General features: G+C 49.8%; 14 protein-coding genes. 3 read left to right on the top strand and 11 right to left on the bottom strand.

Features of this window, described 5'->3' with window-relative positions; genetic code table 11:
- Positions 1 to 167: 167 nt before the first annotated feature.
- The 7 genes from A372_RS0131075 to A372_RS0131045 form a co-directional block, all read right to left on the bottom strand.
- Positions 168 to 605, bottom strand: a complete 438-nt coding sequence (locus A372_RS0131075; RefSeq protein ID WP_019424852.1) for a hypothetical protein — start codon at positions 603 to 605, stop codon at positions 168 to 170.
- Positions 606 to 797: 192 nt separating this feature from the next.
- A complete protein-coding gene (locus A372_RS0131070; RefSeq protein WP_019424851.1) occupies positions 798 to 1061 on the bottom strand; it encodes a YlbG family protein in 264 nt (87 codons plus the stop codon).
- Positions 1062 to 1139: 78 nt separating this feature from the next.
- Positions 1140 to 1556, bottom strand: a complete 417-nt coding sequence (locus A372_RS0131065) for a YlbF family regulator (protein ID WP_036705773.1) — start codon at positions 1554 to 1556, stop codon at positions 1140 to 1142.
- 75 nt (positions 1557 to 1631) lie between these two features.
- Complete coding sequence (locus A372_RS0131060) at positions 1632 to 3503, bottom strand: helicase-associated domain-containing protein (RefSeq protein ID WP_157259894.1); 1872 nt, start codon at positions 3501 to 3503, stop codon at positions 1632 to 1634.
- Positions 3504 to 3564: 61 nt separating this feature from the next.
- A complete protein-coding gene (locus A372_RS0131055; protein ID WP_019424848.1) occupies positions 3565 to 5271 on the bottom strand; it encodes a DNA repair helicase XPB in 1707 nt (568 codons plus the stop codon).
- A 195-nt stretch (positions 5272 to 5466) separates the two neighbouring features.
- Positions 5467 to 5892 (bottom strand): CBS domain-containing protein, encoded by a 426-nt coding sequence (locus tag A372_RS0131050; protein WP_019424847.1) that lies wholly within the window; start codon positions 5890 to 5892, stop codon positions 5467 to 5469.
- Between the two features lie 117 nt (positions 5893 to 6009).
- Positions 6010 to 7197, bottom strand: a complete 1188-nt coding sequence (locus A372_RS0131045) for an amidohydrolase (protein ID WP_019424846.1) — start codon at positions 7195 to 7197, stop codon at positions 6010 to 6012.
- Positions 7198 to 7441: 244 nt separating this feature from the next.
- On the opposite strand from A372_RS0131045, the gene A372_RS0131035 reads away from it, so the two are divergent.
- Both A372_RS0131035 and ftsW read left to right on the top strand, forming a co-directional pair.
- Entirely contained in the window at positions 7442 to 7783 is a 342-nt protein-coding gene (locus tag A372_RS0131035; RefSeq protein ID WP_019424844.1) for a YugN family protein, read from the top strand.
- 31 nt (positions 7784 to 7814) lie between these two features.
- A complete protein-coding gene (gene ftsW / locus A372_RS0131030; protein WP_019424843.1) occupies positions 7815 to 9044 on the top strand; it encodes a putative lipid II flippase FtsW in 1230 nt (409 codons plus the stop codon).
- 29 nt (positions 9045 to 9073) lie between these two features.
- Here ftsW and A372_RS0131025 read toward each other — a convergent pair whose 3' ends face one another.
- A complete protein-coding gene (locus A372_RS0131025) occupies positions 9074 to 9460 on the bottom strand; it encodes an Asp23/Gls24 family envelope stress response protein (RefSeq protein ID WP_019424842.1) in 387 nt (128 codons plus the stop codon).
- Between the two features lie 150 nt (positions 9461 to 9610).
- Here A372_RS0131025 and cax point away from each other — a divergent pair, with 150 nt between their 5' ends.
- Entirely contained in the window at positions 9611 to 10693 is a 1083-nt protein-coding gene (gene cax, locus A372_RS0131020; RefSeq protein ID WP_051004567.1) for a calcium/proton exchanger, read from the top strand.
- Positions 10694 to 10818: 125 nt separating this feature from the next.
- On the opposite strand, the gene A372_RS0131015 is transcribed toward cax, so the two are convergent.
- From A372_RS0131015 to A372_RS0131005, 3 genes are all read right to left on the bottom strand, one after another.
- Positions 10819 to 11106: a YlaN family protein gene (locus A372_RS0131015; RefSeq protein ID WP_019424840.1), complete on the bottom strand. Its 288-nt coding sequence runs from the start codon at positions 11104 to 11106 to the stop codon at positions 10819 to 10821.
- 157 nt (positions 11107 to 11263) lie between these two features.
- On the bottom strand, positions 11264 to 11506 hold the full coding sequence (locus A372_RS0131010; protein ID WP_019424839.1) for an HPr family phosphocarrier protein: 243 nt from the start codon (positions 11504 to 11506) through the stop codon (positions 11264 to 11266).
- Between the two features lie 110 nt (positions 11507 to 11616).
- Complete coding sequence (locus A372_RS0131005) at positions 11617 to 12732, bottom strand: aminopeptidase (RefSeq protein WP_019424838.1); 1116 nt, start codon at positions 12730 to 12732, stop codon at positions 11617 to 11619.
- Positions 12733 to 12781 lie beyond the last annotated feature (49 nt).

The raw sequence follows: 12781 nt of genomic DNA, 5'->3' as shown, positions 1-12781 counted from the left end.
CCCTTCATCCTCTCTCAAGCCTTAAGTATATGTATTATAACGCATAAGAGCGGGCAAATCGAAACGGCTTCACGCTGTTTCATCCAATGATGTTCCATCATAATGACTCGTTATCAAAGAAATAAAATGCCGTCTCCCCTATTGGAAACGGCTCTTACGTTATATCGTTATTTATGCTTGCGGCTGTTCTTGACCAGCGTCATGCGTCTCGTATGTCGCAACCAAGAGTAGTACGTCTTCAAATCACGCAACTCCATCGTCTCCGACATTTTGCCGAGGAATGTAACGACGATCATTTTGACCATTGGTTCACCAGTTAGATCAAAATCCCGATCGGATTGGGCAAACTCAGCTACGACCACAATGTCTTCATCGATCAAATAAACATCTTGTTCATTGCGATAATATGACGCTATCCGTTCTTGCTTAAGACAATCCCACATAAACGCGGCGATCGATTCGGCATCCGCCTCCTCTTTCGCGATCCGGTCGCTCCAGCGGGACTTGGCGTGATTTGTAATGACGATATCCGCCACTTTCTGATCGCCTAACAAGACATAGAAAGGTTCATATGTGCTCCATCGCTCCATTACCTTGTCTCTCACTGGATACCTCCACTCTCCACCACGTTAGGTCTTTTTGTCTATGTATATTTACCCATTATATTACATGAAGCTCACTTCGTTCTCAAGTTTAGCATATCATATTAAACCAGAATTTAGGCAAACTTTAACATTCAAGCAAAAAAAACCGTCTTCTTTCAGTAATGTTTGAAAGAAGACGGTTTGGTTTGTCCTTTACATTCCGTAAAAGCGGGTCTTATCCGGAACTTCGCTGCTGTATTCCGTTTTGAGCTCATTGCGGTAGGATCGCTCTATCTTTTTTACATAATTGAGACGTCGTACATTTTTAAGCGTGTCTTCCGCCCGGTCTGCGTTGACATAGAGCACAGCGTACAGCATTTTACGCGAAATATAATGGAGCGCTCCGTATTTTTCCAGATTTCGTGCCGCTTTCACGTCACTCACCCATATGATAAAACCTGTGCGTTCAGGAAACATGATTTTCCTCGCTTTCCTAATAAGAGGTTGTTCAAAAAGTCCCCTTTTGATCACACACTATAAGTGCGTGTGATTCCTTTACGAACAACTGCTGCAACTGCCACTGCAACCATTGCCGCAGCCTCCGGATGGTTGAGGGTCATTGCCAGGAACTTTAATTGTATCTGATACCGCAAATGCGATCGTCTCAGACAAACGGTGCAGCAGTTCATCCACCGCTTGCTCGGCTTGCTTGAAATAAGATACTTCTTCTATGGCATCCAACTGGCTTTGAACGGCGAGCACTTCTTCCTGGGCCTTATGATAATCAGGGTGAAAGTGTCCGAATCGTTCCGCTTCTTCAAACCTCTCCTTCTTGCGGGAGAATTCGCGCACAAGGTCTTTGACTGCCTCGCTGCTATCGACACGTTCTTTCCAGTATAAATATTCGGCAACTTCCGCCGACTGGTTAATCATATCTCCCAATTCGTAAGCGTTTGTGAGCAGAACGGCCATATCGACAGCGGGTTCAACATTTTCTACAGGCACGTTATCACGCTCAATTCTGTATATAGTTGTAAGGTCGGACGCTCAAATCGTCACATCGGGCAATATCAGTCTCATTTGTTCCCATTCGCTCGCTGACAGAAGCTGAAGTTGGGATGAAGACGGACCGGCAACAATATGCGCCTCCACCTTCCACGCTCCATCATCCGTCACCACCAGCGATACAGGAAGCAGGAGGACGGATTCGCCCGCACGCTCTACCTCCAACTGCAGCTGCCGTTGGATGGCGGTCGTCACCATGTCCTTCTTCGTAGATTCATGGAAAGGCCGAAGCGCCTTCGTCCACAAACTAGGTACATCGTGAAACGACGACGAGATTTCGTCCCCACCCAGCGATTCGGTTTCAATTTCATAATACTGCAATGAGGAAGGGCTGTAAACCATCCCTTTCGCTGTGCCCTCCTGTTCAAGCGGGATTGACGTATATTCGTCCTCCCATATTTGCGCCATACGACCCGCATCTTCCTCCGTTCCTTCCCAGCGTTGCAGCGGAGAAAGACCGATTCGCTCTAATGATCGCGACAACTCGGCAATATGATGACGATCGACTGCGAAGTCCTGCTCGCCAATAGGTTGAATCCACTGTGCATACGGCTCAGCACTGGCCAATTCCTCTTTGATCATGTCCGCAGCATCCTTGTCGGCGCATCGCAGCAGAACGACCTCGGCGAATTGGACGCGCCCGTATTGCTGGCTCCACAGTTCAAGCGCATCTTGAACATTTTCGGGCACGCCAGACCAGGCATGCTTCTCCAAAAATAACAGCACCGATTGTTTCGTCCGACCTTGCTCGATGCCGCGCTCGAACGAGCCCCTCGTCAACCGGTAAATATCCATCTGATCAGAGCTCTGTGCTTCGGCAAACGCCTCAAGCTCCCAGCGCAGCACGAACGGTGTATCGGACGGGAGCACAATTTCAAAATCAGGCTGTACGAAGAAGCCCCCTTCTCCCGCTTCCGCATCACGTTCCACGATGCGAAACACCCAATCCTCGCCACTCGTCCCAACATCGCACAGACCGACTGCATGTGCAGCCCGGAGCCACGTCCGGATGAGTTCACGATTGCGGACTCGCTGTGACTCGTCATTCGCAAGCCAGCCCATCGCAAGAAGCCGAGCTATCACTTCACTGTCCGAATGCCACGCTGTTCCACGTCCGAGTTCAAGGACGGCGTGAATCATATGCCGCACACGCGGTTCCGCCGTCACGTAATGCTCCACCAAATTTTGCGCGATTACATCCAGCCATTGCTGAATGGTGCGATGCAACCATACTCTCATTTCCGCTTCGTTCACGACATAACGGTTCGCTTCCTTGTTCAGCAGTCCGAATCGAAGCGCCATATCAATGACGATCGCGACGGTAAGCGGAAGCGTGTCTGCAAACGGATAGTTCACCCCGAAGCTAGAGAGAGCCGACTCATCCGTCCTGAATTGCGCAGCGAGCCGTGAGATGGCCCGCTTATGAAGCGTCCCTTTGGAAGTGAGGGGCAGTCCCTCCTTCATGGCGAACACAAGCAAGTGAAACATATCGAGCGGCAGCCCCTTGGCCGCTTCGATGGAAGAGCCGACTTCAATAGCCCCGCCGATCGGTTGCAGGAGGGTCTCATCGATCACTACGGTCGTTGGCTGAAGATGCTGCTGTTCGAGTAAATAACCCAATAACCGCTCGTACACATCTGATGGAATAAATAGCATGCGTTCTCCCCATGTCTTGCGAACACTGGCGAGAAGACCAAGGTCCATCAACGGGCTGCACGCCATTTGCAGCATTGCACCTGGCATTTCGGGACCATGCCAGCTCCTAAGCGTGTCAAATGTAAACGGGAGCGGTCCCGCTTCTCTCAGCATGATCGTAAAAGACGAACGCAGCGCCATGCTTAGTGATGCAAACACCCTTACGATCTCGCCCGGGCATTCTGCATACCGCATCCAGTACTGCCGGGGCTGGTAATCATCAACCGGTTCCGTCCGCTGGAATAGCTGCCACGTATTTATGTTGTTCCTCCCCTTTCTCAATATGGTAACGATAGCCCTGTTCCACTAGAAACAATTGGCGTTTCATGGCATAGTCTCTTTCCTTCGTCTCTTCGCTCACGAGCGTATAGAAATAGGCCTTCCGTCCATCCGACTTCGGCCGCAGCAGTCTGCCAAGCCGCTGCGCTTCTTCTTGCCTGGAGCCGAAGCTGCCAGATACTTGGATGGCCACGGTCGCATCTGGCAAATCAACGGCAAAATTAGCCACCTTGGAGACGACAAGCACTTGAATCTCACCCTGTTTGAACTGCGAATATAAGCGTTCGCGTTCCTCCTGCGGAGTCTGTCCGGTCAGCACCGGCGCTTGCAGCGCCTCTGACAATTCCTTTAATTGGGTCAAATACTGCCCTATTACTAATGTAGGCACACCGGGATGACGCTCAAGAATATGCTTGGCCGTCTCAGCCTTCGTTTCATTTTCACCGGCAATCCGCGCTTTCTCCCGTTCACCCGCTTGATTATAGCGTTTGCGCCCCTGCTCGGTAAGCGGCACGCGCACCTCTGTACAGACGACCTGCGCAATCCACCCCGCCTCTTCCAGCTGCCGCCACGGCAGTTCATATCGTTTGGGCCCGATTAATGAGAATACGTCGCGCTCGCATCCATCTTCCCGAACAAGCGTTGCCGTCAATCCTAAGCGGCGTGTCGCTTGAAGATCAGCCGTCGTACGGAAGACGGGAGCGGGCAACAAATGGACCTCGTCATATATAATGAGACCCCAATCCCGTTCATGAAACAAGCGCATATGATGCCATTCGCTATTTTGCTGTTGGCGGTAGGTCATCATTTGGTAAGTGGATATCGTTACGGGACGCACCTTCTTCGCCGCCCCCGTATATTCACCTATTTGTTCTTCTTTTAATGTCGTGCATTTCAAAATTTCTTGTTTCCACTGCTTTACTGACGTTGTATTGGACGTCAAGATAAGCGTTTCGCTTTGCAAGCTCGTCATTGCACCGATGCCGACAATCGTCTTGCCCGCTCCACAAGGCAGCACGACGACCCCATCTCCTGCCGCGCGCTCGCCGCTTCCTATAAATGATTGCACCGCCGCCTCTTGGTATGGACGCAGTCGAAATCCGCCATTGCCAGCCAGTCGAAAAGATAAAGGCTCTCCGTCATGGAAACCTACCTTATCGATAACCGGATAGCCTGCTCTGGCGAGTGCCCGCTTCAGTCTGCCCCGATGCTTCGCCTGAATTGCAATCCGACCGCACTGCGGTTTGCCAGAATAGAGAACCCCGACTTCGGGATCAGTCATAAACCGCTCCAGCACCCGCTCATCTGTAGAATGAAGCGTCAAATATGCTTCCTTGTCTTCGCCTTCTAGAACGAACAAGCCGTAGCGTCCCATCCACATAAATATTTCTTGCTTCGCCTTCATCGGGATCGGATAGGAGCAATAACGTTCCAGCAACTGTACAATGTCTTCTGTCGTCTTGCCGCTCGCCGCCGCATTCCATAAAGAGATAGGCGTCATTTTAAACGTATGTATGCCCCCCGGATTTTTCACCAGTTCCGCAAATCCTTGCAAAGCTGCCCGAATATGGGCATAATCCGGACTTTGCTCATTTACTAATATCGTCAAGTCCTGCTGCACTGCCAATATGAACGAAACGTTTCCCATGACCATCCCCCTTTGCCTTATCAGCGTTAGAACGAAAAAAAGTTCATCCCTCCCTAAAGGGACAGGATGAACTTGCACGCATTGTCGTCCAAGTCTTAATGAGGTTGTTAAAAAGTCCCCTTTTGATCACGAAGCTGCTCAAGATGTGATTCGGCATCGAATCTTGTGTTGAAAAGCGACCTTTTGAACACACACTTAATGGGTATATGGAGACTCCGAAATTTCGCTTAACGCCTGACCCGCTTCATCTGAGAACGGAGTCCGCACGGCAAGGTCGCCAAGCGACACAATACCGAGCAGCTTGCCATTCTTGACGACCGGCAAGCGTCGCACTTGCTGCTCTGCCATCAGCTCCGCTGCCTCGTCAATGGAAATGTCCGGATCGATAGAGACAATTTCTTCGGTCATGACATGGCTGATCCGGGTAGAACCGGGATGTTTCTCTGCCACGCCACGAATGACTAGATCTCGGTCGGTGACGACACCAAGCAGCCGCTCCCCGTCAACGACAGGAATAAATCCGGTATCATACTGTTTCATCAACACGGCGGCTTCATAAATATTGTCTGCTGCTGTGCAAGTCGCACATTGCGATGTCATTACATCTTTAACCGTTGGCATAATCATTCTCCTATTCACGCTAGCTAGAGGTTGTTCAAAAAAACTCCATTTAAAAGTGACCTTTTTGAACATGCATGCATAGGATGCCCGAATCAACCAAAGTTATGCCCTTACCATTTATATTGTATCCTGCAATGCATCCAATGCCAATGTAAGAAGAAGTTCTCCCGCCGTGAGCATGGAAGACTCGACGAGGTCGAACTTCGGATGATGGTGCGGAAAGCGGGCTTCCTCCCCGTTGCCAGCCCCGACGAGCACGAAGCAGCCTGGAACCTTCTTCAGATAATAGGCAAAATCTTCGGCAGGCATAATCATTTCCGCCTCCTGCACCTTGTCTGCACCGAAGCATGCTTCCGCGACGCGCATGACGCGGGCGGCCTCCGCGCCGTCATTAATGAGGGCCGGATATCCGACGCGATATTCAAGCTCATAGTGAGCTTCGTACATGGCGCACGTGTGCTCTACTATTTTCTCGAATCTCTCCCGCAGAAGCTTCCTGGTCGTCGAATCGAACGAGCGAATTGTCCCCTTCAATATCGCGTGATCCGCAATGACGTTCTGGGTCATCCCTGCCTGCAGCGCCCCTACGGATACGACGGCTGGCTGCAGCGGGGACACGTTGCGGCTTACGATAGTCTGCAGCTGCTGCACCAGTGCTGCGCCTACCACAACCGCATCGATGCATGCATGCGGCATACCGCCGTGTCCGCCTTTGCCGTATATCGTCAAAAAGAAATCGTCCACTGCCGCCATCATCGGACCCGTGCGCGTTGCGATTACACCGGCTTGCAGCGGCGTCCATAAGTGCACGCCGTACATGCTGTCCACGCCTTCGATCGCTCCATCGCCAATCATCGCCTGCGCTCCGCCAGGACTGACTTCTTCAGCCGGTTGGAACAGGAATCTGATTTCTCCCGACCAGTTGTCCCGATGCTCCGCCAGCACCTTGGCGACGGACAACAGGACGGCTGTATGCCCGTCATGACCGCATGCATGCATCACGCCCGGTACCTTCGAGCGGTATGCGCAGTCCTTCTCGTCCTGCATATTCAGGGCATCCATATCCGCCCTCAGAGCGACGACCGGTCCTTCTCCGTTCTGAATGACGCCGACCACGCCTTGACCGCCGACACCCCTCTGGATATCTATGCCGAACGATATCAAATGGTCAGCCACGAACCGGGCTGTCTCCCGCTCCTCATAGGAAGCTTCCGGATATTGATGCAAATGACGCCGCCAGGCAATGGTCTGCTCATAGTTCGCTGTGAGCGCTTCCTTCCAATGAGATACGAACGTACGTGTCACACTCTCTCCCCCCTAACTAGCCATTCGGTGCATTGATTCATTTTCTATATTGTACCATACGCCTGTGCGTTGCGACGACGCATTTTCGGTTTGCCAACATATGAGGCCAAATCATGCCGCGAGGGACAAGGGATGTCTTGCACAAGACTTGGAAACATACTATCATGATAAAGAGGATCATGAGGATCTGTTTGGAATACGAACTACTAAATGCTAGGCAATCATTTGAAGGAGGAAAAGGTGCATGATTATCGAAAATTCCGGCCTTATCGGGCTCGAATCTGACCTGGCTTATCTGGACGAAGTGACAGAAGATATTGGTTTTGTACGCTGGCAATGGGAATATTACCGTGCTACATATGACTTGAAATTTGAAGCCAACGGAGAAGAATACTTTCTGCGCATCAACACTCGTGTAAAGGAAGGCAAGCTGGAGAAGCCTGACACGATACTGGCGGTAGAAGCGGTTTACATGGGTCGTGCTTCCTTCCCGCACGGATTGGATTACGACACGCCGATTCCGCAGCCAATTCTCAATTCAGCTACGCAGAAGCTGAATGAATTGAAGCAAGCGCTTAGCGCGTAATGGTTCTCCATTGACTAGAACATATAGACCCATGAAACGAGAGAACCCGACTCCCATCAACAAAGGCACGCCTGATTTTCTATTGCTTGTGCTCACGTTGCTTCTCGTGGGGTTCGGTGTCGTCATGGTGGTTAGCGCGAGCTCGAGCTTAGCTGCCGTTTCAAAACTATACAACCATGATGCACTATACTTCGGCAAACGTCAGCTAATGTGGGCCGTTATCGGCATTATTGCAATGTTCATTGCGATGAATATCCGGTATACGGCCTACAAAAAATTGTTCATCCCTCTATTTATCGTTACAATCATTATGCTCATGCTCGTCCCTTATATCGGTAAAGATATTAACGGCGCAAGAAGCTGGTTCGGTATCGGTTCCATCGGCGTCCAGCCGACAGAGCTGGCCAAGATTGCGACGGTTCTGTATCTCGCTGCTTTGATTACAAAGAAAGGCGAGAAGTTCCGCGATTTCAAGAAAGGGCTGTTCCCCATCATGATTATCGTCGGCTTCGTCGTCGGACTTATTATGCTGCAGCCTGACATGGGGGGAGCGTTAATTTTGGCGGCCTGCGCAGGCGTCATCGTTATCGCTGGCGGAGCGAACCTGAAGCACATTATGAACTGTATGCTGGTTGGGCTGACCGGAGTGCTCGTCGTGCTCGGACTCAGCATGCTTTTTTCTCCGGACAAGCTGACTGGCGGCTACAAATTCGCCCGGATTCAATCGTGGCTTGACCCTTTTCACGATACGCAAGCAGCAAGCTACAATCTGCTGCACTCGTTGAAGGCAATTGCGCATGGCGGATGGACAGGGGCCGGCTTTGGACAGAGCATTCAGAAGCTGCTCTATCTTCCGTATCCATACAATGATTTTATTTTCGCCATCATTGCAGAAGAATGGGGCTTTATCGGAACAAGCATCTTTCTTGTTGTCTATTTGCTGTTTATTTGGCGGGGCATTCTTATCGCTGTCCGCTGCCCGGACATTTATGGCACGCTCGTAAGTGTCGGCATCGTCGGAATTATTGCGATTCAGGCATTCATTAATATCGGCGGGGTGACGCGCACGATTCCGATTACGGGAGTTACGCTGCCGCTTATCAGTTATGGCGGCTCCTCGTTATTTATTACATTGGGAAGCATCGGTATATTACTCAGTGTCTCGAGGGAGTACAACAGGGTGCATCCGCAAAAAAAATCCGCGTCCAAATCAACAACCCAATCACAGAAAAAAGACTACCGGCCGCTGCGGCCTGTGTAGTCTTTTTTCTGTCTACCAATCATGAGTGCTTATTTAATCCGTTGAATCTCTTCCAACTCTTCATCTTTAAATGCAACGCCTTCCACTTTCACGTTAATTTCAACGATGGAAAGACCTGTCATATTTTGAATCGCTTCACGAACGTTTAATTGCAGCTGTCGGCATACTTCCTGAATCGGCATGCCATACATAACAATCACTCTTAAATCTACAGCGGCTTCTAGTTGCCCCACTTCTACAGTTATGCCCTTCTGCACATTCTTGCCGCTTAGGCGTTTGGCCCAACCTTCGGATAGCCCCCCTGACATGGCGGCAATTCCTGGAGTTTCCAGCGCAGCAAGACCTGCGATTGTGGCGACGACATCGTTAGAAATACGAATATTACCCTCTTGTGTGTTTAATTGTTCCTCTGTCATCGTCATCCTCCTTTCGATCTCCTCTTTATTGTAGCGGTCCCTGAACATGAAAGCAAACGTCGAACGCTTTTCAAGGTTCTTCCATTGTTTACAAATGAAAAGCAGTTGGATATATTTATTATCGGGAAGTTTTCAAAAAAATTCAAGATCATGTTAGGAGTGATCGGTCTGGGTAACCGATTATTTTTCGTGCCTCTTATAGTAGCCTTCGCTTTAAGTGGGGCCGGGCACTATTTGCATTGGAACATGACGCTGCAATTCGTCATATCCGCGATTGCGATCATTTTCGTGGCTGGATTTCTCGGACGCGCCACAGAGAGCGTCTCCCATTATGCTGGACAGCGCTTGGGCGGATTTCTGAACGCCACGTTCGGTAACGCGGCGGAGCTCATCATTGCGATTTTTCTTGTGCGCGATGGTTTATTCGATATGGTGAAGGCAAGTTTAACTGGAGCAATAATCGGAAATTTGCTGCTTGTGCTCGGGTTGAGCGTATTCGTGGGCGGACTGAAATTCAAAACGCAACGCTTCAATGCGGACTTAGCCGGGATGAATGGTTCTTTAATGCTGCTGGCCGTAATCGCGCTGTTCGTACCGGCGGCTTTCTTCACGACGCATTCCATCAACGCGGAAGGAACGAAGACGCTGAGCTTGGTCGTAGCAGGTATTCTCATCGTCGCCTATTTGCTCTGGTTGGTCTTCTCTATGATTACGCATAAAGACATGCTGTCCGACGAATCGGAACGAGCAGAAGAGCGGGAGGAAGAATCTCCTCTCTGGTCCAAGAAGCTGTCGATTATATTTCTTGTCATTTCCACAGTCATGGTCGCACTTGTCAGCGAATGGCTTGTAGAAACGCTTGATACATTCACCTCACAATTCGGCTTGTCCGAGCTGTTCGTCGGGGCCTTCGTCATCGCTATTGTGGGCAATGCAGCGGAGCACAGTGCAGCGGTCATGTTAGCGATGAAGAACAAAATCGGGGCCGCTGTGGAAATTGCTATCGGCAGCAGCTTGCAAATTGCGCTCTTTGTGGCGCCAGTGCTCGTCTTCATCAGTTCTCTATTCGGCAATACGATGGATATCGTCTTCACAACTATCGAGATGGTCGCCATCGGGGTAGCGGTATTTATCGCCAAGTCCATTTCCCAAGACGGGAGAACGAATTGGTATGAGGGCTTGCTCCTGCTCGTCGTATATATTATTTTGGGTGTATCCTTCTACTTGGTATAAGTGCGTGATCAAAAGCGGACTTTTTGACAACCTCTATAAGAGGATACAATAAAAAAAAGCTTGGGGCTCATTGTCCCAAGCTTTCTTGTCCTGTTCATACTCGCATTTTTCCGTTCACTGTGCTATTACTCGGCCTTGTTCAAAGCTTCATATAGGATTGCGAGGTTGCGCTCTAATTTGCTGACAAGCTGCTTGCCTACGTTCTCCTGTATAAGGCCAGCCCGAACGGCAAAGTCCACTTGCCGAGAAAAACCATACATCTGCGTGTCCAGCACTTCCTCATAGAGAGGGCAGTAACGCGTCGCCAAGTTCTCCATCTGAACTTGAATGAGCTTCTCTATTTGATGCGCCTCATCTTCAAGCAAAGCGAGCGCTTTGTCATTAATCTGTTGTACCACATTCGACGAAGACATGCCTGATTTCCCCCCTATGACTTGAAGTCACGATTGTTCTATTCCTAATATTAGACGATCATGACTTGTAACACAAGATGCTCGGCAAACTTCTGTGATCATTCGCACAACTTGGATATACAAAAGAGCCGGAACGGAGTCGTTCCGGCTCTACTTGTTATTCAGCTACTACTGTAACGTTTAATCCATGTTTAGCGAATACTTCAGCCATTGCCGCCTTCGCTTCATCGACATCAGGGCCGTGTACGTGAAGCTCATACGCTTGGTTGCCTACGAGGGTCGTAAACAGACCAAGAATGCTCTTTACATCAATGTATTTGTTGTCGGCTTGCAACACAATCGAAGATCTGAATTTGTTGGCTGTTTGCGAGATTTCCACAATTGCTGAGTTATTGGACATCGAAATCCCTCCGTCATCGAATGAATCTTGTCAATACTACCATTCCATCATACCGTGAATGAGATGCTGGGCGCAAGATATAATCCGCTTAAAACGCCAGCAAATTTAGACTACTTCAAATGTTCGGGATTCAAGCACTCCAGCTCCGGAGTGACAAACCGCCCGTCTTTGCGCACGAGCACGTCATCAAAGTACATTTCGCCTCCGCCATACTCCGGTCGCTGAATAAGCACCAGATCCCAGTGGATGGACGAACGATTGCCATTGTCCGCCGTTTCATACGCTTGTCCTGGAGTGAAATGAATGCTGCCAGCAATCTTTTCGTCGAACAAAATATCTTTCATCGGGTGCAAAATGTAAGGATTGACGCCAACCGCAAATTCCCCGATGTGACGCGCGCCTTCATCTGAATCCAGAATATCGTTCAGACGCTTCGTATCGTTGCTCGTCGCCTCCACAACTTTGCCGTTTTCAAAGCGGAACTGCACATTTTCGAACGTAAAGCCATTATAAATGGACGGCGTATTGTAGGATAACGTCCCGTTAATCGAATCACGAACCGGAGCGGTATATACTTCTCCATCCGGTATGTTGCATTGACCGGAGCACTTGATCGAACCGATGCCTTTAATGGAGAACGTCAGATCCGTGCCTGGACCAACCAAGCGCACTTTGTCTGTACGATCCATCAACGTCTTCAGCGCATCCATCGCCTTGTCCATCTTTGAGTAGTCCAAGTTGCACACATCAAAATAGAAATCTTCAAACGCTTCCGTTGACGTGTTGGCCAATTGGGCCATCGATGCGTTCGGATAACGCAGCACGACCCACTTTGTGCGCTTCACACGCTCTTCCATATGTACGGGATGGGAATAGATGGCTTCGTATAGTTTCATTTTATCTTTAGGCACATCCGCCAGCTCGTTCGCGTTTTCTCCTGCACGAATTCCAATATACCCCTGCATATTTTGCATACGCAGCAAGTCGTACTCTGCCCATGTTTCCATCTGCTCTTTCGTAGCGTTCATCAGCATGGACCGGAGCACAGCACGATCTGTCAACTGCACGAACGGACGGCCGCCGCGCTTCGCAATCTCATCTACTACTAATTTAACCAGTTCTCGTTCCGAGCCAATCATCTCAACCAATACGTTTTCTCCCGGTTGCACATCAATAGAATATCCAACCAAGTTTTTTGCCAGCTGTTCCAATCGCGGGTCTTTCATGTTACGTTCCTCCTCGGTCGGTATAAAATAAAACGAACCTTTCTCATTG

It is taken from the genome of Paenibacillus sp. OSY-SE (assembly GCF_000283315.1).
Lineage (GTDB): Bacteria > Bacillota > Bacilli > Paenibacillales > Paenibacillaceae > Paenibacillus_B > Paenibacillus_B profundus.
The sequence above is the reverse complement of the archived record's forward strand: the minus strand, read 5'-3'. Positions and strand labels throughout refer to the sequence as shown.

Excerpts from the sequence above, each read along its gene's own strand:
- A372_RS0131070 (WP_019424851.1), bottom strand. The coding sequence starts at position 1,061 with ATGTTTCCTGAACGCACAGGTTTTATCATATGGGTGAGTGACGTGAAA.
- A372_RS0131065 (WP_036705773.1), bottom strand. The coding sequence starts at position 1,556 with ATGGCCGTTCTGCTCACAAACGCTTACGAATTGGGAGATATGATTAAC.
- A372_RS0131055 (WP_019424848.1), bottom strand. The coding sequence starts at position 5,271 with ATGGGAAACGTTTCGTTCATATTGGCAGTGCAGCAGGACTTGACGATA.
- A372_RS0131050 (WP_019424847.1), bottom strand. The coding sequence starts at position 5,892 with ATGCCAACGGTTAAAGATGTAATGACATCGCAATGTGCGACTTGCACA.
- A372_RS0131035 (WP_019424844.1), top strand. The coding sequence starts at position 7,442 with ATGATTATCGAAAATTCCGGCCTTATCGGGCTCGAATCTGACCTGGCT.
- ftsW (WP_019424843.1), top strand. The coding sequence starts at position 7,815 with ATGAAACGAGAGAACCCGACTCCCATCAACAAAGGCACGCCTGATTTT.
- A372_RS0131025 (WP_019424842.1), bottom strand. The coding sequence starts at position 9,460 with ATGACAGAGGAACAATTAAACACACAAGAGGGTAATATTCGTATTTCT.
- cax (WP_051004567.1), top strand. The coding sequence starts at position 9,611 with ATGTTAGGAGTGATCGGTCTGGGTAACCGATTATTTTTCGTGCCTCTT.
- A372_RS0131015 (WP_019424840.1), bottom strand. The coding sequence starts at position 11,106 with ATGTCTTCGTCGAATGTGGTACAACAGATTAATGACAAAGCGCTCGCT.
- A372_RS0131010 (WP_019424839.1), bottom strand. The coding sequence starts at position 11,506 with ATGTCCAATAACTCAGCAATTGTGGAAATCTCGCAAACAGCCAACAAA.
- A372_RS0131005 (WP_019424838.1), bottom strand. The coding sequence starts at position 12,732 with ATGAAAGACCCGCGATTGGAACAGCTGGCAAAAAACTTGGTTGGATAT.